The sequence below is a fragment of the Methylomarinum sp. Ch1-1 genome (assembly GCF_030717995.2).
Taxonomy (GTDB): domain Bacteria; phylum Pseudomonadota; class Gammaproteobacteria; order Methylococcales; family Methylomonadaceae; genus Methylomarinum; species Methylomarinum roseum.
The window spans coordinates 1227334-1248084 of the sequence record NZ_CP157743.1 but is presented as its reverse complement, the minus strand read 5'-3'; the positions used below and the strand labels follow the sequence as shown (position 1 = coordinate 1248084).

Genomic DNA, 20751 nt, shown 5'->3' with positions numbered 1-20751 from the left:
CGGGCCTGTTATTAAACAACACGACTTCAAAAAAACAAAGAACTGAACTATGGTTATAGTTCGTTATTATAGCCAGCGCCAATCTACAACGACATGTTAGCAATTGGACGGCTGGATATCGGCGCCCCATCAGGGAACACCGCGATAGCTAGGGCGTCATGATTTATCATTCGAAGTACACGGGGACCCTTATATGGACATCGCTGAATTATTGGCTTTTTCGGTAAAAAACAACGCATCAGATTTACACCTTTCAGCCGGCCTGCCGCCGATGATCAGAGTGGATGGCGACATACGCCGCATCAATATCCCCGCCCTCGATCACAAGGAAGTCCATGCGTTGATTTACGACATCATGAACGACAAACAACGCCGCGATTATGAAGAATTTCTGGAAACGGATTTTTCCTTCGCGTTGCCGAATGTCGCCCGTTTCCGGGTCAATGCCTTCAATCAGGAACGGGGAGCTGGGGCGGTTTTCCGCACCATTCCCTCGGAAGTCTTATCGCTGGAGCAACTCAATGCGCCGAAGTTCTTTGCCGAAGTCTGTAAGAAACCGAGAGGGTTGATCCTGGTGACCGGCCCAACCGGTTCCGGTAAATCGACGACGCTGGCGGCGATGATCAATCACATCAACTCCACCGAATACGCCCACATTCTGACCGTCGAAGACCCGATCGAATTTGTCCACGACAGTCAGAAATCGCTGATCAACCAACGCGAAGTCCATCGCGATACGCTGGGATTCAATGAAGCCTTACGTTCGGCGCTACGGGAAGACCCCGACATCATCTTGGTCGGCGAGATGCGGGACCTGGAAACGATACGTTTGGCGTTGACCGCGGCGGAAACCGGCCACCTGGTTTTCGGCACCCTGCATACCACCTCGGCCGCGAAAACCATCGACCGGATCATCGACGTGTTCCCGGCGGCGGAGAAAGACATGATCCGCTCGATGCTGTCGGAATCGCTGCAAGCCGTGATCTCTCAGACCCTGCTGAAAAAAATCGGCGGCGGCCGGATCGCTGCCCATGAAATCATGGTGGGTACGCCGGCGATACGCAACTTAATCCGGGAGGCAAAGGTCGCGCAAATGTACTCCGCGATTCAAACCGGTCGTAAAGAGGGCATGCAGACGTTGGATCAAAACCTGAAGGAGTTGGTCCAAAAGGGCATGATCAATGCCAAAATCGCGATGGTCAAAGCCGTCAACAAAGACATGTTCCGCTAATCGTACGGAGAGAAAACGATGGATTTTAATGCGCTGCTGGCACTGATGGTGCAAAAAAAGGCCTCTGACCTGTTTATTACCGCTGGCAAACCGCCGGCGATGAAAGTCGACGGCAAGGTCGTCGAAGTGTCTAAGACCCCGTTAACGGCGGCGCAAGCAAGGTCCGTGGTATTAGGCATCATGGAGCAACGACAACGGGATGAATTCGACAACACCAAGGAATGCCAATTTGCCCTGAGCACCCCTAAGCTCGGGCGCTTCCGAGTCAGCGCCTTCACTCAACGGGATGCCGCCGGCATGGTGCTTAGACGGATCGAAAGCGAAATTCCCGAGGCCGATGACATTCATCTACCGCCAGTGCTGAAAGAACTGATCATGCATAAACGCGGCCTGGTGATTTTCGTCGGCGCAACCGGCACCGGTAAATCAACCTCATTGGCGGCCTTGATCCGCCATCGCAACGAAAACACCAGCGGCCATATCATCACCATCGAAGACCCGATCGAATTCGAACATCCACACCTGGGCTGCATTATCACCCAGCGAGAAGTCGGCATAGATACAGAATCTTATGAGGTCGCCCTGAAAAACACGCTAAGGCAAGCGCCCGATGTCATCCTGATCGGCGAGGTGCGCTCTCGCGAAACCATGCAACACGCAATCACCTTTGCCGAAACCGGTCATTTATGCCTATGCACACTGCATGCCAACAACGCCAACCAAGCCATAGACCGCATTCTACACTTCTTCCCCGATGAAATGCATGGTCAGCTGTTCATGGATTTATCGCTGAACTTGCGCGGCATCGTCGCCCAACAGCTGATCAAACGCGCCGACGGCAACGGCCGTTATCCGGCGATCGAAATACTGTTGAATACACCGCTGGTCTCCGACTTGATCCGCAAGGGCGAAGTCCACAAGCTGAAAGAGCTGATGAAAAACTCGCGCGAACACGGCATGCAAACCTTTGATCAGGCGCTCTACGACCTCTACACCGCCGGCAAAATCAGCTATGAGGATGCATTGAATTCAGCCGACTCCAGAAACGAGGTCCGCTTGATGATCAAGTTGGGCGCCGAAAATGCCGGCACGCTGGAAGGTGAAGGCGGCATGACCTTGGAAGAAACCGATGAAGACGCCGGCGGCAGCTTGTATTAATAGGCGACCTTCGCAGGATATCACAATCCCCGACTCTCCCTGATCGTCTCGTAGGCCTTCCTGACCTGTTGGGTCTTTTCCTTGGCGAGAGTCATCATTTCTTCCGGCAGGCCTTTAGCGACCAGTTTATCCGGGTGGTGCTGGCCCATCAGCCGGCGATAAGCCTTTTTGACCTCGCCGTCGCTGGCGCTCGAATCAATCCCCAATACCGCATAGGCGTCATGCAAACGGTTTCTTGACGCCCTGCCCGGATATTGCTGGCTTTGTCGGTAAAAACGCTGTTGCGCCTGAAATTGCAATTTAATGCTTTCGTATTCGAAACGAGATATCCCAAGGTGGGCGCAGATATTCTGCAACACCATCTCTTCGCTCCGATTCAGCACGCCGTCGGCATAAGCGGCCTGAACCTGAATTTCCATGAACATCCGTATGAGGTTGGTGCGTCGATGGCACTCCTTACGAAATTGCGTCAAAGCCGCCTGCAGAGGAAAATCGGCCTTTTTACCCTGCTGAAACAGATTGATCGCGGCTTCGCGCATATCGCCGGATAATCTCATTTCGTCCATCACGCGTCTGGCCAGACTGATTTCCGCCTCGGAAACGCGGCCGTCAACCTTGGCCAAATGCCCCATCACCGAAAAAGTCGCGGTAAAAAAAGCCATTTGCACGCGATGCTGCGCGCCGGGGCTGAGATCTTCGTCAAGATCCAGCCCTTCCATGCCGGCATCGAACTGATGGCCGACCGAAGCCCCCAAAATCGCCCCCAAGGGCCCGCCCAGCAAAAAGCCGAACGCGCCGCCCACAACCTTGCCCAACCAACTCATATGACTATCAATCCCGTCGTTAAATGATAAAATGTCGTCGTTTAATCGTAGCGATTCAAGTTCATGCACTGAAAAACGCAATAACGCCGAATCATTACGTCCCATCATGCCATTAAAATAGCTATTATGAATGCTCCTGCCGCACTTTACGAATCCTCGATCCCCAACCTCAAACTGCTGGCTCGCGGTAAAGTCCGCGATATTTACGAGATTGACGCCCACCACTTGTTGATCGTCACGACCGACAGGATGTCGGCATTCGACGTCATTCTGCCTGACCCGATTCCCGGCAAAGGCCGTGTGCTGACCAGTGTTTCCAACTTCTGGTTCGACAAGATGAAGGACGTCATACCCAATCATCTCGCCGGCGACCTGACCTTGGAACAGGTCATTCCCGATGCCGACGCCCGCGCCCAGGTCAAAGGCCGTGCCATCATCGTCAAACGCCTGCAACCGCTGCCGGTCGAGGCCATCGTACGCGGCTACCTGATCGGCTCGGGCTGGAAAGATTACCAGAAAACCGGCTCGGTATGCGGCATTCAGTTGCCTGCCGGCCTGCAACAGGCCCAGCAGCTGCCGGAAGCGATCTATACGCCATCGACCAAGGCCGAAGTCGGCGATCACGACATCAACATCTCATTTGCCGAAACCGTTCCGTTGCTCGGCCAAGACATGGCGGAAAAGGTTCGCGACGCCAGCCTCCGACTCTATACGGAGGCCGCCGACTACGCCAGGCAACGCGGCATCATCATCGCCGACACCAAATTCGAGTTCGGTCTCGACGAGGCGGGCGAATTATATCTGATCGACGAGGCGCTGACCCCCGATTCATCAAGATTTTGGCCAGCCGAGCAATACCGGGTCGGCATCAGCCCACCGAGTTTTGATAAGCAATATTTGCGCGATTATCTGGAAACGCTGGACTGGGATAAAACCGCCCCGGGACCGTCACTGCCTGCGGAGGTGACGGAGCTGTGCGCGGCGAAATATCGTGAAGCGGAAATCAAACTGACTCAAAACTAAGCGGACAATCTTGACGACCTACCGTGCTTTACAGCAAACCATGTTCGGCGAACGAATACGGCAGGCCGTCGCCGATGACGAAGTGATCCAACACCCGAATATCGAACAAACCTAAGGCCTGCTTCAGCTTATCGGTGATCATCCGGTCCGCCTGACTGGGCTCGCTGATGCCAGACGGATGATTGTGGGCGAAAATGACCGCCGCGGCATTATGCAGCAGGGCCTTTTTGGCGACTTCGCGAGGATAGACGCTGGCGCCGTCTATCGTACCGCGGAACAATTCCTCGAAACGCAATACCCGGTGCTGATTATCCATAAACAGGCAGGCGAAGACCTCGTAACTATAGCCGCGCAGCTGCGCGCTCAAATAGGCGCGAGTAATGTCCGGGCTCGTCAAGGCGTCTCCCCGCTGTATGATTTCCTCAAAATGGCGCCTAGCCATTTGCAGTACCGCCTGTAACTGCGCATATTTGGCCGCCCCCAAACCGTTAGCCTGACAAAAACGCAACTGGTCGGCCTCCAGCAACGCCTTCAATGAACCGAACTCTTCGAGCAGCTCCCTGGCCAGATCAACGGCCGACTTTCCCTGCGTACCGGTGCGTAAGAAGATCGCCAACAATTCCGCATCGGTTAATGCCGACGCGCCTTTTTGTAACAGTTTTTCTCTAGGACGTTCTTCCGCGGGCCAGTCTTTAATCGCCATCACCTTGCACCTTTTACCTTGCATCTGTGAAATTAAGCATAGAAGATTACCCCAGCCTTTGCCATAATTAACTGTTATTTATCTGTACCGGGAAAAAGCCATTAACAAACGAATTTTATTAGGCGTTTGCGGCGGCATCGCCGCCTATAAATCCGCTGAGCTGGTCCGTCTGTTGCGCCAACGCGACATCGAGGTGCGCGTCGTGATGACCGAAGCGGCGATGCGCTTCATCGCCCCGTTAACGTTCCAGGCCTTGTCCGGCCACCCAGTCCACAGTCAATTGTTGGATGCCGAGCAAGAAAACGCGATGAACCATATCAGTCTGGCGCGCTGGGCGGATGCGATCATCATCGCCCCGGCCACGGCCAACATGATCGCGAAAATCAGCCACGGCCTGGCCGACGACTTGTTGTCCACTCTTTGTCTGGCCGCCAATTGCCCTATCCATTTCGCCCCGGCGATGAATCAAGCGATGTGGCACAATGCGTTGACCCAGGAGAACATCGCCCGCTTACAGCAGCAAGGATATCGAATCATCGGTCCTGAAGCCGGCGAACAGGCTTGCGGAGAAATAGGCTGGGGGCGAATGTCTGATGCGGAAAACATTTGCGCCGAACTCGTTCGCCCCCCCGGCAAGCGACCTTTGCAGAACAAAAAGGTTCTGATCAGCGCCGGACCGACTCGGGAAGCGTTGGACCCGGTTCGTTACCTCAGTAATCGCAGTTCCGGCAAAATGGGCTATGCTATTGCTAAAGCCGCGCAAAAAGCCGGCGCATCGGTCACATTGGTCAGTGGGCCGGTCAATCTGCCGGCGCCGAACGACATAGAACGGATCGACGTGGAAAGCGCGTTGCAGATGTACGATGCGATCGTACCGCGAGCGTCTGCTTACGATATTTATATCGGCGCCGCGGCGGTCGCCGATTACCGCCCTGCGGAAATTCAGCCCCATAAAATCAAAAAACAACAGACCGACAGCGTGATTCATTTGCAACGCAACCCCGACATCGTCGCCGATGTCGCCGCACTAGCCAGAAAACCGTTCGTAGTCGGCTTCGCCGCCGAAACCGATGATCTGGACACCTACGCCCTGAATAAGATGCGCGACAAAAAACTGGATATGATCGCCGCAAATTGGGTCGGCAAGCTAACTGGCGGTTTCGATAGCGATCTGAACGCCCTGAAGGTCTTCTGGCCCGATGGCGGTAAAACATTGGCGATGACCGACAAACAACAATTGGCGGAACAGCTGATAGCTTTGATAGCAGAGAGGATTGATGAAAAAAATACAGCTTAAGAGACTGGATAAGCGCCTGGGCAATGAAATACCCTTGCCCGAATACGCCACCGCGGGCTCGGCTGGCCTCGATTTGAGAGCCTGCCTCGATGAAGCTGCCACCCTAAAGCCCGGCGAAACGCTGTTGATCCCCACCGGACTCGCGATACATATCGATGATCCGGGCCTGGCCGCGGTTTTGTTACCGCGCTCCGGCCTGGGCCACAAACATGGCGTGGTGCTGGGCAACTTGGTCGGCCTGATCGATTCTGATTATCAGGGCCAGGTTTTCGTATCCTGCTGGAACCGCGGCGATAAGCCTTTTACCATTGAGATAGGTGAACGCATCGCGCAAATGGTGTTCGTGCCGGTGGTGCAGGCGGAATTTGAATGCGTCAACGAGTTTGACCAGAGTCATCGCGGCGAAGGCGGGTTTGGCCATAGCGGCCGCCACTAGCCGGATTAACAGGGAGAACAGCATGGCCCGCATCTTCACATTATTATCAGTCATTGCCGTGACGCTGATTTTGCTCGTCGGCGCCAGCGTCTACTGGTTTTCACTGCCGGATATCAGACAGGCGAAACAGAACACGACCCGGGCCATGGCCAAAGGCATTTCGCTCGCTATTTCCAGCCAACTGGACATGCTTCAACAAAGCCTCGATGGCTTGGCGCATAATCCGGAAGTAATCGATGCGCTGCAGCGCGGCAATGACGCCGAATTAGAAAAGCTAGCGGCTCAGCTGGAGCCGCTGATGCCTAAAGCGCAGAAACTGCGTCTATTGCCCCCCCATGTCAGAGAAACCGACCAGTCCTCCGTCCCTCACATGGGCTTTGCCGACCTGGAGATGGTAAAGGCCACCTTGGCCGAGAAACAACCGGCGATGATTCAAGGACAAGGCCCAAACCGCCATCTGGCCATCACCAGTTTGGTCAGCCAGGATGGGAAAGCGCTAGGGGTGTTGTTGGCCAGTCTAAGATTCGACTTTGTTAACGACGCCGTCAGACATGCCGCCATCGATGAGGGCTTGATAAAAATCAAACAACAACGCAACGTTCTTATCAGCGCCGGAAACGTGAAAAATATGGCCGAACCGGCGTATAAAATCCCCATTCCCCATTCCGCCTGGCAAATTCTGTACTGGCCTGACCAACAAATCGGCAGCAATGAGTTAACCCTGATCTTATCGACCATCGCCCTATGTGGACTGAGCGCCTGCCTGGCTTTTTTCATCGGCTATCGAAAACTGGCCGGCTATCTCCGAGAGGACCAAGGCAGCATTACCAAAGTCGCCAAAGACCTGTTGGCGGGCAAAATAGCCGGCAACTACCCGGTGCAATTGCAGGAAATGAAGGCGATAATCACCACACTGATTCAGTTTAAACGCGTCATCGACAACGAGGAGGAAATCAATAGCTCCAGCGAAGTCGACTTCGACGACGGCTTCTTCGATGAGGGCCTGGACACCGAATTTCTGGACCAAGGCACTGAGCCGGACAACGAACAAAAAACACCGGCTGTCGAGGCTATAACGCCCAAACCTAAGGCAAATAATCCGGCTAGCAAACCGTCCAGTCCGTTGCCCATCAAGACCTCTGCTGACACGGACGCAATCTTCAGGGCTTATGATATTCGCGGCATTGTCGACCAAACTTTGACCCCGGACATCGTTTTTAAAATCGGCCAGGCATTTGCCAGTGAAGCCAAAGCCTTAAACATTAAGACCATCGTGCTAGGCCGGGATGGCCGTCCTTCCAGCCGGACTTTTGCCAAATCATTGGCCGAAGGCATCGTCACCAGTGGTTGCGATGTCTTGGATATAGGCCTGATCCCGACGCCGATGCTGTATTTCGTCGCCCATCACAGCGCAGGCCGCTCGGGCGTGATGGTGACCGGCAGCCACAACCCGCCCAATTACAATGGCATCAAAATGATGTTGAACGGCGAGACGCTAGCCGAAAAAAAAATCCAAGGACTGAAACAACGCATCGATCGCGGCGATATAGCCAGCGGCGAGCGCGGCTCGATCGAACAAAACACGATGTTTACCAATGAGTATATCGGCCTCATCTCCGAGGACATTCATATCGTCCGACCGATGAAAATCGTCCTCGACTGCGGCAACGGCGCAGCCGGGGAACTGGCGCCGGTGCTGTTGAGAACCATTGGCTGTGAGGTCGTCGAATTGTATTGCGATGTCGACGGCAACTTTCCGAATCACCATCCGGACCCGAGTAAACCGGAAAACCTCGACGACCTGATCGCCTCGGTGAAACATCATCAAGCCGATGTCGGTATCGCCCTCGACGGTGACGGCGATCGCCTCGGCATCGTCGATTGCAATGGCAAGATCATCTGGCCCGACAGACAACTGATGCTGTTCGCAAAAGACGTGCTATCGGCCAAACCAGGCGCGGAAATCATCTTCGACGTCAAATGTTCCCGCCACCTTGGCGAACAGATCATCAAGAACGGCGGCCGACCGCTGATGTGGAAAACAGGCCATGCCCTGTTGAAGGCCAAGCTGAAGGAAACCGGCGCGCCGCTGGCCGGGGAAATGAGCGGCCATATCATCTTTTACGACCGTTGGTTCGGCTTCGACGACGGCCTTTACGCCGCCGCCCGAATGATCGAGATTTTATCGGCCGACAGCCGGCCTAGCAACGAGGTGTTTGCCGATCTACCGGATAGCGTCAACACGCCGGAACTGACGGTGACGATGGCCGAAGGCGAGAACCAGCGCTTTGTCGAACAGCTGCTTGAACATGCCGATTTTCACGACGGCAGCATCCTCCATATCGACGGCATGCGCGTCGATTTCGATGACGGCTGGGGGCTGGTCAGGGCGTCGAATACGACGCCATCGTTGGTGCTGCGCTTTGAAGCGGACACTCAGGAGGCGCTGACACGGATACAGACGCAGTTCAAGAACCTGATGCTGAGAATCAAACCGGATCTGACCCTCCCCTTTTAGCTCGACTTTGCGCCAGGGGTTCTAAATAACCGACCCCTGCATTAAAATGGCCTTCCCTTATTTTCAGCCTATTGGATTCCGCCTGTCTATGAAACAAAACACCGCTCACCAGATTGCCCACGTCCTGATCGAAGCACTGCCCTATATACAGAAGTTCAAGGACAAAACCGTTGTCATCAAATTCGGCGGCAACGCCATGATCGACGAAGCGCTGAAACACAGCTTCGCCAGGGATATCGTGCTGATGAAGCTGGTTGGCATCAATCCGGTGGTCGTACATGGCGGCGGCCCGCAAATCGGCCATTTACTGAAAAAAATAGGCAAGTCCACCGAATTCATCGACGGCATGCGCGTCACCGACAGCGAGACGATGGATGTCGTGGAAATGGTGTTAGGCGGGTTAGTCAACAAACAGATCGTCAATCTGATCAACGTGCATGGCGGCAAGGCGGTGGGCCTGACCGGCAAGGACGGCAACTTCATCCACGCTCGTAAAATCAATTTACAGAAAACCTCTCCCGAAATGGACGCCCCGGAAATCATCGACCTTGGCCATGTCGGCGAAGTCAGCAGCATCGATGCTTCGGTAGTCGACATGTTGGTGCACAGCGATTTCATTCCGGTCATTGCGCCGATCGGTGTCGGCGATGACGGCCATTCTTACAATATCAACGCCGACCTGGTCGCCGGCAAGGTAGCGGAAGTATTGAAGGCGGAAAAATTAATGCTGCTGACCAATACCCCGGGAATCCTGGATAAACGCCAGCAGCTGTTAACCGGACTGTCCTTGACCGACATAGACAATCTGATTGACGATGGCACGATTTCCGGCGGCATGATCCCGAAAACCCGTTGCGCGACCGATGCCTTAAAAGGCGGGGTCAACAGCGTGCATATCATCGATGGCCGGGTCGATCATGCGGTGCTGCTGGAACTATTTACCGACCAGGGAGTGGGAACTTTATTGCTGAGACGCTAAGGCGGAGACAATGAACTGGTTAAAGGAGTGACGAATATGCTTGACCTTGGGACTGGCGCATAATTCCACCCCTAAGGTAGATTGACGACAGCGGATATCCAAAAAAATCTGCTGCCGGTTTTGCTCCAAATCCATTTTCGAAACCGACAGACTGAGATCATCATCGTAGCGCGGCGGTGCGCGCATAATCAACTTGTCGGTATCGATATCAATCGCGGTGGTGGAATATTTGTCGACAAAGCGGCGAGCCACGTTCCATGCCCGATCGCATTGCCGCTTGCTTTCGCAAATGAACAAACCTAGCTCGACGGCGGCTATCTTTTCCGCGCTCTTGTCGCTTAATCTGCCGCCTCCATTCTTGCCTTGCGTTAAAAAAATAAAACGCTCGATATCTTTCTCGAAGGCTTTCTTGACCACCAGCTTTTTCTCTAGATGCCTCAGGATCTCGGTCTTGGCATCACCGATTTGTTGTTTGGAAGCCTCGATATCGGCCAATAGTTTTTTCGGCACTTTCTTGCCGCCACGTTCGAAAACGGCCGCCTGCTTTTGCTGTTGGCTCAGCTGTTGTTCTAAACGCACCAAGTTACCTTCGGCCACCTTTCTCTGCGCGTTCAGCGCCGACATTTTCCCCTGCAAAGCCATCTTCATGTCTTCGACATTGCGAAAGGTGCTGCGCAACACCTTATCGTGCGACTGTTGTTTGGCGATGATTTTCTGTTGCGCCTGACGCAGTTTTTTAAGCCTTTTTTCCAACGCGACCTGTTCCTCGGTCTTGGCCTCCTCAACGACCTCAACGACCCGGGCTTTTTCGTTCAGCGCTTCTCTTTTATGTTGAATCTGATCCTGCGGAACCTGGTCCGAAAAAAATACCCGACCGTCCTCGTCAACCCAACGATACATTTTTGCCGACAGGTTCGGCGCAACCAACATCAGGAACATAAACAAGATGGCCATGAACTTTGCAAAACTAGAACTCAACATCTGGCTACCTGAATCAATAGACGTGATTAAATCTCGACGAGCCATCATCAACCAATCAGACTGGCTAGTTGCTGTAAAGGCGGGAGTATCATCATCTTCGCCAATTGCAGCAACACCAAGCCCACCAGGGGCGATAAGTCTATCCCGCCCATGTCCGGTACGATTTTTCGGCATATATTCAGCACCGGCTCGGTCAAGCTATATAGGATCGACGAGGCGGTATTATAGTGGCCGGGATCGAACCAACTGAGAATTGCCCGGGCAAAGATAGCGAAGATAAAGACATTGAGAAATAACGAGACCAGCTGGCTCAGCGACAAAATCATCAAAGCCGGCAAACTAATCATCAAGCCTTTCAGCGCCAAGATGGAGAAATCGGCAATTATCTGCAATAGCACGACCAAGACTAACGATGAAGTATCGATTCTACCGACCGAAGGCACGAAACGTCGCAACATCTTCAATGGCGGATGAGTGATTTTGACCAGAAACTGCGAAATCGGATTATAGAAGTCGGCATTGGTCCACTGCAGCAAAAATCGCAACACCACCGCCAGGATATATAATGAGAACAAGGTATCGATCAAGAAGATCACCGGATTGGTCATATATGCGCTGCCCATTATTGTTCCCCTAATTCTTTAGACATTTTGACCGACCTATCTCTGGCGGCATGCATCGCTTTCGATACTAACTGAACGAATTCGCCTTGCTGAAAAGTTTCGATAGCCTGTTGGGTCGTGCCCCCCGGTGACGTGACTCGAGCCCGGAGTTGCGCCGGCGACTCTTCAGATTCCAACGCAATCTTAGCCGCCCCCAACGCGGTTTGCTGAACCAGCAGCCTGGCGGTACCTTCGCTGAGCCCGAGCTCCTGGGCAGCCTTTTCCATCGCCTCCATCAACAAGAAATAATAAGCCGGGCCGCTGCCGGAAACGGCCGTGACCGCATCCAGCTCGGATTCCTGTTCCACCCACAACGTCAAACCGACGGCGCGCAAAATATTTTCCGCCAGATCTTTCTGCTCGTCGTTGACCTTGACATTGGCGTGCAAGGCAGTCGCGCCGCTCAGCACCAACGCCGGCGTATTCGGCATGCATCGCACGATCGGCACCTGCTGTCCCAACCATTGCGATAGGCTTTGTTGGCTGATGCCGGCGGCAATCGACACCAACAGCACCTTGTTGCGCTGCACCGCGTCCGCGACTTGGCTCGCCACTTGTCGCAACACCTGAGGTTTAACCGCCATCACCACGACATCAGATTCATTAATCACCGTTTCATTATTGATGGTGACGTTAATCTTCAACTTAGCCGCAAGCGATTGCAGTAGCTCCTCATTGATATCGGAAACCCATATCTGCTTAGGTGAATGCCCACTTTCGATCAAACCGGTGATTAAACTGGCGGCCATATTGCCGCCTCCGATAAATCCAATTGCTTTTGTCTTCATACCTGTCAATGTCAATATACTTGTAAAAAGAAAACTCGACTTTTCAGCATAATATTCTGAAAAAGCTGAAAATTAGCGAAACTTTCGCAAAACCCTGCGCTATTCTACCTTAACTAATAGGTGCTGTGACAAAACTATGCCGACATCGATCCCGTCGTTTTTCGCAACAATTCCCATATATGGCGTTCAAAAAGGGCATGGGGTGTGTTTGGCGAGGATGTCGGCAGCAAGGATGCGGCCGTCAAGGCCCCTAGGGATGGGTTTACCCAGCACCTAAATTCCATGGTTACTGGACTATATTTTACATTCCAGGATAATTTAGGTGCTGGGTGAACGGCGCTCCTCGACAAACACACCCCATGCCCTAAACACAGCAAGAATGCTCAAACTGAATTGCTACGTTTTTCGCCCTATCGCCCCGACAAATGCCTGACGCGAAAACCGGATAACAACAAAGCCAGCCCGTAAACCAACGCGCCCGTTGCGATGATCAGCGCCAGATTGATGATGCGCTGCTGCGCCTGCCAATCATATTGCCATATCAGCTCGACAACGTGATGAAGAAACACCGCCATGATTTCATTGGCGAGGATGATCCGCAGAATAAAGACTCGCCACTGCTTGCCCGGCCGATAGATACGGTCTTTCAGCAACTTAGCCAATAATAACGAGGCGTTGAAAAAGGCGCCCAGCGAAGTCGCCAACGCCAAACCGGCATGCGCCAGCGGAAAGACCAAGGCGACATTCAACAGCATATTAACCAGCATCGCATAAATGCCGAAACGCACCGGCGTCTTGGTATCTTTGCGTGAAGTAAAGCCCGGCACCAGCACCTTGACCAGGATGAAGCCCAGCAAGCCGACGGCATACGCCTTCAGACTTTGTCCGGCCAAGCGCACGTCTTCGACGGCAAATTCGTCATATTGGAACAAGGTCGACAGCATCGGTTCGGCCAACAACAACAAGCCCAGCGAAGCCGGCGCGCCGATCAACAAGACCAGACGCAACCCCCAATCCAACGAACGCGAAAAGGTCTCGGTATCGGCGACGGCATGGTTTTTCGACAGACTCGGCAAAATCACCGTGGCCAGCGCGATGCCGAAGACCCCTAGCGGAAATTCCACCAGCCGGTCTGAATAATAAAGCCACGACACGCTGCCGGCGGCCAAAAACGAAGCGATCAGCGTATCCAGCAACAGATTGATCTGGGTGACCGAGACGCCAAAAATAGCCGGCAACATCAATTTCATTATACGCTTCACCCCGGCATCGATGAAACCGAACCTGAGTCTGGGCAGCAAACCTAATCGCATCAATGCCGGAAATTGAAACAGCAACTGCACCAAGCCGGCGGCGAATACGCCCCAAGCCAAGGCCACAACCGGATCGGGCATTAGCGGCGCCAGCCAGAGTGCGGCCGCGATCAAGCAGAGATTGAGAAAAACCGGGGTGAACGCCGGAACGGCGAACTTGCCATGGGCGTTCAAGATGCCGCCGGCAAACGCCACCGACGAAATAAAAAACAGATAGGGAAAGGTGATACGCAACATCTGTACGGCCAGCTCATACTGCCTGTCTTCCCACAAGAAGCCTGGCGCGAACAGCGTAATGAGCACCGGCGCCGCGACCACACCGACCACCGTCACCATCATCAACACCAAAGCCAGCGTCCCGCCAGTTCGGTCGATAAACAATTTAAGCGCCTCCCGACTGCCTTGCTCCTTGTAATCCGACAACACCGGCACAAAAGCCTGGGCAAAGGCGCCTTCGGCGAACAAGCGGCGTAAAAAATTGGGGATCTTAAAGGCGACGAAGAACGCATCGGTAGCCGAATCGACGCCAAAAATGCGGGCAAACAACATATCCCGGATGAAGCCGAGAATACGAGAAATCATCGTCATGCTGCTGACGATCGCGGTGGACTTAAACAGCTGCCTGCTCAATGTCTTGCTCCATCAATGGCTAATAAATTTGACAATAATAACATTTAAACAGATAATACTGGGTTCTTAATTAACACAGATTAGAATTGATATACCATGGCTAATTCACCACAAGCTAGAAAAAGAGCGCGCCAGGCTGAGAAGAGCCGTGTTCGCAACGCGGGACAACGCAGCAACTTGCGCACTTTCACAAAAAGAGTCTCCGCGGCAGTCGAAGCGGGCGATAAAGAGCAAGCACAAGCGGCGTTCAGAAAAGCAGTGCCCATTATCGATTCGGCTGTAAACAAAGGCTTGATCCACAAAAACAAAGCCGCGCGCAGCAAAAGCAGATTGAACGCCAAAGTTCGCAGCATGGCTTAAGGCAAGGCCCTGCTCGAACTCAAAAAAAGCCGCTCGGCATCGCCGGCGGCTTTTTTATGCGCGACACAAGCGCAAAAACTCAACGAAGCAAGACCAGATTATCCCGATGGATCAACTCCTGCTCATCGGAGTAACCCAGCAGGAACTCGAATTCGGAACTGGACTTGCCGGCAATCTTCGCAACCTCCTCGGAACCGTAATTAACCAAGCCTCGCGCCAACTCAACACCTTGTGAATCGAGACAGGTCACCAGATCGCCGCGCCTAAAACGGCCTTCTACTGACTTTACTCCGACCGCCAGCAAGCTCTTACCGTCATTCTTCAAGCTATACACCGCACCATCATCTAAGTGCAAACAGCCCTTGCTTTGCAATTGCCCGGCCAACCAACGCTTTCTCGCCGCCAACGGCGCAATGTTCGGCACCAGAAACGTGCCCAGCTCTACACCCTCGACGACTTCGGAAATCACGTCATCCAACTGCCCCGACACAATCACCGTCGCCGCGCCGGACCGGGCCGCCAACCTGGCCGCTCTGACCTTGGTATACATGCCGCCACGCCCCAAGCCGCTACGACTGCCGCCGGCCACCCGATCCAACAAGGGATCGTTGACATCGGCCGACGAAATCAAGCCCGCCCGCGGATTGACGCTCGGATCGGAATCATACAGACCGGTCTGATCGGTCAGGATGATCAGCAAGTCAGCCTCAACCAGATTGGCGACCAACGCCCCCAAGGTATCATTATCGCCGAAACGAATCTCATCGGTGGCGACCGCGTCATTCTCATTGATCACCGGCACCACGGCAAAATCCAGCAGAGTCAGCAAGGTGCTGCGGGCATTCAAATAGCGCTTGCGATCCGACAAATCATCATGGGTTAGCAACACCTGCGCGGTCAACAGACCATGCTGGCGAAAGTTGTTCTCAAAGTTGCGAACCAAACCCATCTGACCCACCGAAGCCGCCGCCTGCAACTCATGCAAGGTCTCCGGGCGCGCCCTCAACTTCAATCGACACATCCCTTCGGCCACCGAACCGGACGACACCAACACCACATCCTTGCCCTGCCGCCTAAGCGCCGCCATTTGCGCAACCCAGCCGGCAATCGCCTGCTTATTCAAGCCCTGCCCGCCATTGGTCAACAGGGAACTGCCGATCTTGACGACGACTCTTTTCGCCTTACGGAAATCAATCCTGTTCACGTTGCGCTCGCCGCTCCTGTTCCAGAAATTCCATAATCGCGTACATCAGCTCCTGAGTACCCTGTTTTTTCAAGGCTGAAATTTTAAACACCGAACCCTCCCAGCCCAACTGATCGACGATCAGCCGACAATGCTCCTCGACTTCATCTTCAGGCAACCGATCGATCTTGTTCAACACCAGCCAGCGCGGCTTGTGCGCCAATTCATCACTCCATTTTTCAACCTCATGGATGATTTTTTGCGCCGCCTCAACCGGCGTTTCCATGCTTTCGTAAGGCGCCACATCGACCATATGCAATAGCAAGCCGGTTCTGGACAGGTGACGCAAAAACTGCAAACCGAGCCCAGCGCCTTCCGCCGCCCCTTCGATGACGCCGGGAATATCAGCTATGACAAAACTGCGCAGCTCGTCGACACTGACGACACCGAGGTTAGGATGCAGCGTCGTGAACGGATAATCAGCCACCTTCGGCCGGGCAGACGACACCGAACGTATCAAACTGGATTTGCCGGCATTGGGCATACCCAAAAGACCGACATCGGCAATCACCATCAACTCCAACCGCAATATACGATGCTCCCCGGACGAGCCCTTGCTGAATTGCTGCGGCGCGCGATTGACACTGCTCTTGAATCGGGTATTCCCGAGACCGTGAAAACCTCCTTTGGCGACCAGCAGCTGCTCACCGACCCGAGTCAGATCGCCGATCTTCTCGCCGGTTTCCGCCTCATAAACGATCGTACCGGGCGGCACCTTCACATAACAATCATCCCCTTTCCTGCCGGTACAATTGCGCCCCATGCCATTCTGCCCACGCTGCGCCCGATGCACGGAATGATAGCGAAAATCGACCAGCGTATTGACATTTTCGGTCGCAACCAAATAGACGCTGCCGCCGTCGCCGCCGTCGCCGCCATCCGGCCCACCCATGGGAATATATTTTTCCCGGCGAAAAGTGGCGATGCCGTTGCCGCCATCGCCGGCCTCAACCCGGATTTCCGCCTCGTCTACAAATCTCATAACCCTACCATTAAAAACAAAAAAGCCCCGCCATACATGGACGAGGCTTTTATCAGATTCTGCTGGCGCCGTAAAGAACAGCTAAAAAATCTTATGCAGCGGCAATACTGATGTATTTGCGGTTTTTTGGACCTTTCACCTCAAAAACCACTTTTCCGTCAGCCGTTGCGAACAAAGTATGGTCCTTACCGATGCCGACATTAGAACCGGCATGGAATTTAGTGCCGCGCTGGCGAACTAAAATATTGCCCGCCTTGACTTCCTGGCCGCCAAAGCGCTTTACGCCCAGTCGCTGAGCATTCGAATCACGTCCGTTCCGGGTACTACCACCCGCTTTCTTATGAGCCATTTTTCCAACCCCTTTATGTTATGCAGAAATACCAGTAATCTTGACTTCTGTATAGTACTGACGATGACCCATTTGCTTCATGTGGTGCTTACGTCGTTTAAATTTAATAATTTTTACTTTCTTGTGTCTACCTTGGGAAACGACCTCCGCCGTCACCTTGCCGCCATCGACATAAGGTTGACCGACCTTAACAGCACTGTCTGATTTCACCATCAGCACTTTGTCAAACTCAATGCTGTCGCCTGTTCCCAGTTCAAGTTTCTCTATTTTTAAGGTCGCACCTTCTTCGACTCGGTACTGTTTACCACCTGTTTGAATTACCGCATACATCAGCGCAAGCTCCATCAAGCATTTAATCTGTTAAAAGTGAACAGATAATTATATTTATAAAAAAATATGCCGTCAAACTTTAATTTAGACGGCAAGATGAATTAGGCATAAAATAGCACAACAAAGTCATTGACACCACCCCCTGTTTTTAAATAGCATGGCGGGTTATTTTAATATTCCCTAATGGAATACCGAACCTCGACTAAAAAATGGCAGTAGAAGATTCATTCAACGCTTCGGCACCAATTGATTTTAATTCAATAAAAAACCTGACTACAGCGGAAGCCAAAGCTGTTGATCGCCTGATCCTGGATGAACTGAGCTCCGATGTCGTGCTCATCAATCAAATGGGCCATTACATCATCGGCAGCGGCGGCAAGAGATTACGGCCGATGCTGTTATTGCTCGCTGCCAAGGCCCTGGGCGAAACCCGCCATGATCATCTGGTCCTGGCCGCAGTGATTGAATTCATTCATACCGCGACGCTGCTGCATGATGATGTCGTCGACGAATCGGATCTGCGACGCGGCAAAGACTCCGCCAACGCGGTCTGGGGCAACGCCGCCAGCGTACTGGTCGGCGATTATCTTTACTCCAGCGCTTTCGAAATGATGGTGCGCACCAACAATATGCGCGTCATGGAAATCCTGTCCAAGACCACCACGGCCATCGCCGAAGGCGAAGTGCTGCAGTTATTAAACTGCAACAATCCGGAAACGACCGAACAAAAATACCTGGAGGTCATCGCCCGCAAAACGGCGATCCTGTTCAGCGCAGCCACTCGCTTGGCCGCAGTGCTTTCCGACGCCGATGCGCAAACCGAGGAAGCATTGGCGACCTACGGCCAGGAACTCGGCGTCGCCTTCCAATTGATCGACGATGCATTGGATTACAAGGCCAACGCCGAAGAACTCGGCAAGAACCTCGGCGACGACCTAGCCGAAGGCAAACCGACACTGCCGTTAATCCATGCGATACAGCACGGCACACCGGAACAAGCCGCCACGGTCACGAACGCGATCAAACAAGGCTCCCGCGAAGCGTTTGCCGAAGTCTATGAAATCGTCAAGGCGACGAACGCGATCGAATACACCGAAAAATGCGCCGATGACGCCGCGCAAAAGGCCATCGACGCCCTGGCCTGCTTGCCTGATTCCGAATACAAACAAGCGCTGGAACAGTTAGCCCGTTTTTCGGTGCAGCGGGACCACTAAGGCGTCAGTGCTGTCCTGACGACCCATCAGCACGCCGGCTCATCGGCCAACATTAATTTTGCCGTCAAACCACTGTCCCGCATCACCTTTTGCTCGACAGCCTCGATAAAAACCGACTTGGAGGCCATGACCCGAACCAGGGATCGCGCCCGGGTAATGCCGGTATAGAGCAACTCCTTGGTCAACACCGGGTTCAATTGCTCGGCCAGCACGAGCAATACCTGATCGAATTCCGAGCCTTGGCTTTTATGTATCGTCATCGCATAAACCGTTTCACAGCGCGGCAATCGACCGGGCAACACCGTTTTGACGCCGCCATCCGGGCGCAAAAAATAGACGCGTAACTGACCGGACTCGGCATCGGCCAGACACAAGCCGATATCGCCATTATAGAGCTGCATCGCCGCATTATTTTCACTCACCATCACCGGCCTGCCGACATACCAGCGCCCATGCGGCTGAATATCCCCCTGTTCGGCCAGCCTTTGCTCCACCCGATGATTGATATCGCTCACCGAGCGCGGCCCGTTGCGGTTGGAGCACAGCGCCTGAAAGCGGCTGAATTCTGCAAGCACCCGCTTAAAATCAGCCCCTTCGGCAATCAGCTGCAGATATCGACGGTATTGGGCTGCAATAAAAGTCACTAGGTCACCGGCCAACAATGCCGTCGACGAACTTTCTTGCCGCAACAACTCCCAAGCCCGCTCGCCCTGTTGGCGATTAACCGCTTCGGCTAGCGCCTTGATCTCGCCTTGGAAGCGATGGGACTTGCGCAGCTCCACCGTATGATCCGGCAGACTGGCGGTCAGATCGGCCAGCACTGCGCCGGACTCGACCGAGGCCAATTGATCCTTATCCCCCAATAAGATCAGTCGGGCTCCCGGCTTCAAGGCGTCGAGCAACTTACTCATCAGGGCGAGATCAATCATCGAGGCCTCATCGATGACCAACAGATCGAAAGGCAGCGGCGATGCAGCATCATGCCTAAAATAAGGCGAAGGTGGTTGCGCGCCCAGCAAATGGTGGATGGTCGTGACTTTCTCAGGGATATGGTCTTTGATCTGCTCTGCGCAAGGCAGCCCTGGCTTGCTCGCGCCGATGGACTCCTGCAGGCGCATCGCCGCCTTCCCGGTCGGCGCCGCCAGCGCAATATGCAACGGCCGCTCGGCCAAGGCCTGCAACAGCCCGAGGATTTTCACTACCGTCGTGGTCTTGCCGGTGCCGGGCCCGCCGGTGATGATACAGAAGGCCTGGGTCAGCGCTTTTTCCGCCGCCAACTTCTGCCAATCGGGCCGATCACCCGAGACGGGAAAATAACGATCGATCAGCGCGGTCGAATCGCCCGCCTCGAAATGCAAGGCGCACAAACGTTTGATCTGCGTCGCTAGCTGCTGCTCATAATGCCAATAACGCTGGGTATAGAGCCTGTCCCGCTCCAACACCAGCGGCGCCGTGGCCGAATCGGACAGCAAGCCCGAAGCGCGCAGCAAATCCTTAGCGCCGCGATCGACGCGGATACAACTATGGCCGCTCGCCTGCTGGGCCGACAAATGCGCGGCTAGCGCCTCCAGCGCCTCCCGCTGGGCGCCGGACAGCGCGGAACGTCCGCCGAGAAAGCGGGCGAAGGCAAAATCGAGACGACTGCAGGTTTGTTCCGAAGACATGGTTAATTCACCGGGCGTTTGCTAACAGCGCAATTATACCCTTGATTCATCCCGTTATTCACTCGG

The 20751-nt window shown here is 53.9% G+C and carries 20 protein-coding genes; 9 read left to right on the top strand and 11 right to left on the bottom strand.

The features are described from left to right. Positions 1-193 precede the first annotated feature (193 nt). Together Q9L42_RS06100 and Q9L42_RS06095 are read left to right on the top strand one after the other, a co-directional pair. On the top strand, positions 194-1231 hold the full coding sequence (locus Q9L42_RS06100) for a type IV pilus twitching motility protein PilT (RefSeq protein ID WP_305909309.1): 1038 nt from the start codon (positions 194-196) through the stop codon (positions 1229-1231). Between the two features lie 18 nt (positions 1232-1249). Then, the gene (locus Q9L42_RS06095) at positions 1250-2389 is read left to right on the top strand and encodes a PilT/PilU family type 4a pilus ATPase (protein WP_349432298.1); all 1140 of its coding nucleotides are present in this window, start codon (positions 1250-1252) and stop codon (positions 2387-2389) included. A gap of 20 nt (positions 2390-2409) precedes the next feature. On the opposite strand, the gene djlA is transcribed toward Q9L42_RS06095, so the two are convergent. Further along, positions 2410-3321, bottom strand: coding sequence for a co-chaperone DjlA (gene djlA, locus Q9L42_RS06090; protein ID WP_349432296.1), 912 nt, complete (start codon positions 3319-3321; stop codon positions 2410-2412). 18 nt (positions 3322-3339) lie between these two features. Between djlA and Q9L42_RS06085 the strand changes: the two genes are divergently transcribed. Further along, on the top strand, positions 3340-4236 hold the full coding sequence (locus Q9L42_RS06085) for a phosphoribosylaminoimidazolesuccinocarboxamide synthase (RefSeq protein WP_305909311.1): 897 nt from the start codon (positions 3340-3342) through the stop codon (positions 4234-4236). A 28-nt stretch (positions 4237-4264) separates the two neighbouring features. Here Q9L42_RS06085 and radC read toward each other — a convergent pair whose 3' ends face one another. Then, on the bottom strand, positions 4265-4939 hold the full coding sequence (radC, locus tag Q9L42_RS06080; protein WP_305909312.1) for a RadC family protein: 675 nt from the start codon (positions 4937-4939) through the stop codon (positions 4265-4267). Between the two features lie 82 nt (positions 4940-5021). Here radC and coaBC point away from each other — a divergent pair, with 82 nt between their 5' ends. From coaBC to argB, 4 genes are all read left to right on the top strand, one after another. Next, positions 5022-6236 (top strand): bifunctional phosphopantothenoylcysteine decarboxylase/phosphopantothenate--cysteine ligase CoaBC, encoded by a 1215-nt coding sequence (gene coaBC / locus Q9L42_RS06075; protein ID WP_349432741.1) that lies wholly within the window; start codon positions 5022-5024, stop codon positions 6234-6236. Beyond that, entirely contained in the window at positions 6217-6672 is a 456-nt protein-coding gene (gene dut / locus Q9L42_RS06070; RefSeq protein WP_349432294.1) for a dUTP diphosphatase, read from the top strand. Before coaBC ends, dut begins: the two co-directional genes overlap by 20 nt. A 22-nt stretch (positions 6673-6694) precedes the next feature. Then, positions 6695-9190 carry a phosphomannomutase/phosphoglucomutase gene (locus Q9L42_RS06065; RefSeq protein WP_349432292.1) on the top strand — a complete coding sequence of 832 codons (2496 nt, stop codon included), beginning with the start codon at positions 6695-6697 and terminating at the stop codon, positions 9188-9190. 88 nt (positions 9191-9278) lie between these two features. Continuing rightward, positions 9279-10169: an acetylglutamate kinase gene (gene argB / locus Q9L42_RS06060; RefSeq protein ID WP_305909315.1), complete on the top strand. Its 891-nt coding sequence runs from the start codon at positions 9279-9281 to the stop codon at positions 10167-10169. Here the strand turns inward: argB and Q9L42_RS06055 are convergent. The 4 genes from Q9L42_RS06055 to murJ form a co-directional block, all read right to left on the bottom strand. Next, positions 10152-11150, bottom strand: a complete 999-nt coding sequence (locus Q9L42_RS06055) for a DUF4124 domain-containing protein (RefSeq protein ID WP_349432290.1) — start codon at positions 11148-11150, stop codon at positions 10152-10154. The two genes, argB and Q9L42_RS06055, sit on opposite strands and share 18 nt — an antisense overlap. A gap of 47 nt (positions 11151-11197) precedes the next feature. Further along, complete coding sequence (locus tag Q9L42_RS06050; RefSeq protein ID WP_305909317.1) at positions 11198-11773, bottom strand: YggT family protein; 576 nt, start codon at positions 11771-11773, stop codon at positions 11198-11200. Then, positions 11773-12600: a pyrroline-5-carboxylate reductase gene (proC, locus tag Q9L42_RS06045; protein WP_305909318.1), complete on the bottom strand. Its 828-nt coding sequence runs from the start codon at positions 12598-12600 to the stop codon at positions 11773-11775. The genes Q9L42_RS06050 and proC overlap by 1 nt, the downstream gene beginning before the upstream one ends. A 410-nt stretch (positions 12601-13010) precedes the next feature. Beyond that, positions 13011-14543: a murein biosynthesis integral membrane protein MurJ gene (gene murJ / locus Q9L42_RS06040; protein ID WP_305909319.1), complete on the bottom strand. Its 1533-nt coding sequence runs from the start codon at positions 14541-14543 to the stop codon at positions 13011-13013. 96 nt (positions 14544-14639) lie between these two features. Here murJ and rpsT point away from each other — a divergent pair, with 96 nt between their 5' ends. Then, positions 14640-14903 (top strand): 30S ribosomal protein S20, encoded by a 264-nt coding sequence (rpsT, locus tag Q9L42_RS06035; RefSeq protein WP_305909320.1) that lies wholly within the window; start codon positions 14640-14642, stop codon positions 14901-14903. A 79-nt stretch (positions 14904-14982) separates the two neighbouring features. Here the strand turns inward: rpsT and proB are convergent, their stop codons facing one another. The 4 genes from proB to rplU form a co-directional block, all read right to left on the bottom strand. Further along, on the bottom strand, positions 14983-16107 hold the full coding sequence (proB, locus tag Q9L42_RS06030) for a glutamate 5-kinase (protein ID WP_305909321.1): 1125 nt from the start codon (positions 16105-16107) through the stop codon (positions 14983-14985). Continuing rightward, positions 16094-17128 (bottom strand): Obg family GTPase CgtA, encoded by a 1035-nt coding sequence (gene cgtA, locus Q9L42_RS06025; protein WP_305909322.1) that lies wholly within the window; start codon positions 17126-17128, stop codon positions 16094-16096. The genes proB and cgtA overlap by 14 nt, the downstream gene beginning before the upstream one ends. Before the next feature lie 91 nt (positions 17129-17219). Beyond that, positions 17220-17477, bottom strand: a complete 258-nt coding sequence (gene rpmA, locus Q9L42_RS06020) for a 50S ribosomal protein L27 (RefSeq protein ID WP_305909323.1) — start codon at positions 17475-17477, stop codon at positions 17220-17222. 18 nt (positions 17478-17495) lie between these two features. Further along, entirely contained in the window at positions 17496-17807 is a 312-nt protein-coding gene (rplU, locus tag Q9L42_RS06015; protein WP_305910280.1) for a 50S ribosomal protein L21, read from the bottom strand. A gap of 209 nt (positions 17808-18016) precedes the next feature. On the opposite strand from rplU, the gene ispB reads away from it, so the two are divergent. Next, positions 18017-19021, top strand: a complete 1005-nt coding sequence (gene ispB / locus Q9L42_RS06010) for an octaprenyl diphosphate synthase (protein ID WP_305909324.1) — start codon at positions 18017-18019, stop codon at positions 19019-19021. A 26-nt stretch (positions 19022-19047) separates the two neighbouring features. Here the strand turns inward: ispB and recD are convergent, their stop codons facing one another. Further along, positions 19048-20685 (bottom strand): exodeoxyribonuclease V subunit alpha, encoded by a 1638-nt coding sequence (gene recD / locus Q9L42_RS06005; RefSeq protein WP_305909325.1) that lies wholly within the window; start codon positions 20683-20685, stop codon positions 19048-19050. Positions 20686-20751 lie beyond the last annotated feature (66 nt).

Coding starts and splice junctions, on each gene's coding strand:
- Q9L42_RS06055 (WP_349432290.1), bottom strand. CDS start 11,150: ATGTTGAGTTCTAGTTTTGCAAAGTTCATGGCCATCTTGTTTATGTTC.
- recD (WP_305909325.1), bottom strand. CDS start 20,685: ATGTCTTCGGAACAAACCTGCAGTCGTCTCGATTTTGCCTTCGCCCGC.
- radC (WP_305909312.1), bottom strand. CDS start 4,939: ATGGCGATTAAAGACTGGCCCGCGGAAGAACGTCCTAGAGAAAAACTG.
- dut (WP_349432294.1), top strand. CDS start 6,217: ATGAAAAAAATACAGCTTAAGAGACTGGATAAGCGCCTGGGCAATGAA.
- Q9L42_RS06050 (WP_305909317.1), bottom strand. CDS start 11,773: ATGGGCAGCGCATATATGACCAATCCGGTGATCTTCTTGATCGATACC.
- djlA (WP_349432296.1), bottom strand. CDS start 3,321: ATGATGGGACGTAATGATTCGGCGTTATTGCGTTTTTCAGTGCATGAA.
- argB (WP_305909315.1), top strand. CDS start 9,279: ATGAAACAAAACACCGCTCACCAGATTGCCCACGTCCTGATCGAAGCA.
- cgtA (WP_305909322.1), bottom strand. CDS start 17,128: ATGAGATTTGTAGACGAGGCGGAAATCCGGGTTGAGGCCGGCGATGGC.
- rpsT (WP_305909320.1), top strand. CDS start 14,640: ATGGCTAATTCACCACAAGCTAGAAAAAGAGCGCGCCAGGCTGAGAAG.
- Q9L42_RS06085 (WP_305909311.1), top strand. CDS start 3,340: ATGAATGCTCCTGCCGCACTTTACGAATCCTCGATCCCCAACCTCAAA.
- Q9L42_RS06100 (WP_305909309.1), top strand. CDS start 194: ATGGACATCGCTGAATTATTGGCTTTTTCGGTAAAAAACAACGCATCA.
- ispB (WP_305909324.1), top strand. CDS start 18,017: ATGGCAGTAGAAGATTCATTCAACGCTTCGGCACCAATTGATTTTAAT.
- proC (WP_305909318.1), bottom strand. CDS start 12,600: ATGAAGACAAAAGCAATTGGATTTATCGGAGGCGGCAATATGGCCGCC.
- Q9L42_RS06095 (WP_349432298.1), top strand. CDS start 1,250: ATGGATTTTAATGCGCTGCTGGCACTGATGGTGCAAAAAAAGGCCTCT.
- rpmA (WP_305909323.1), bottom strand. CDS start 17,477: ATGGCTCATAAGAAAGCGGGTGGTAGTACCCGGAACGGACGTGATTCG.
- rplU (WP_305910280.1), bottom strand. CDS start 17,807: ATGTATGCGGTAATTCAAACAGGTGGTAAACAGTACCGAGTCGAAGAA.
- Q9L42_RS06065 (WP_349432292.1), top strand. CDS start 6,695: ATGGCCCGCATCTTCACATTATTATCAGTCATTGCCGTGACGCTGATT.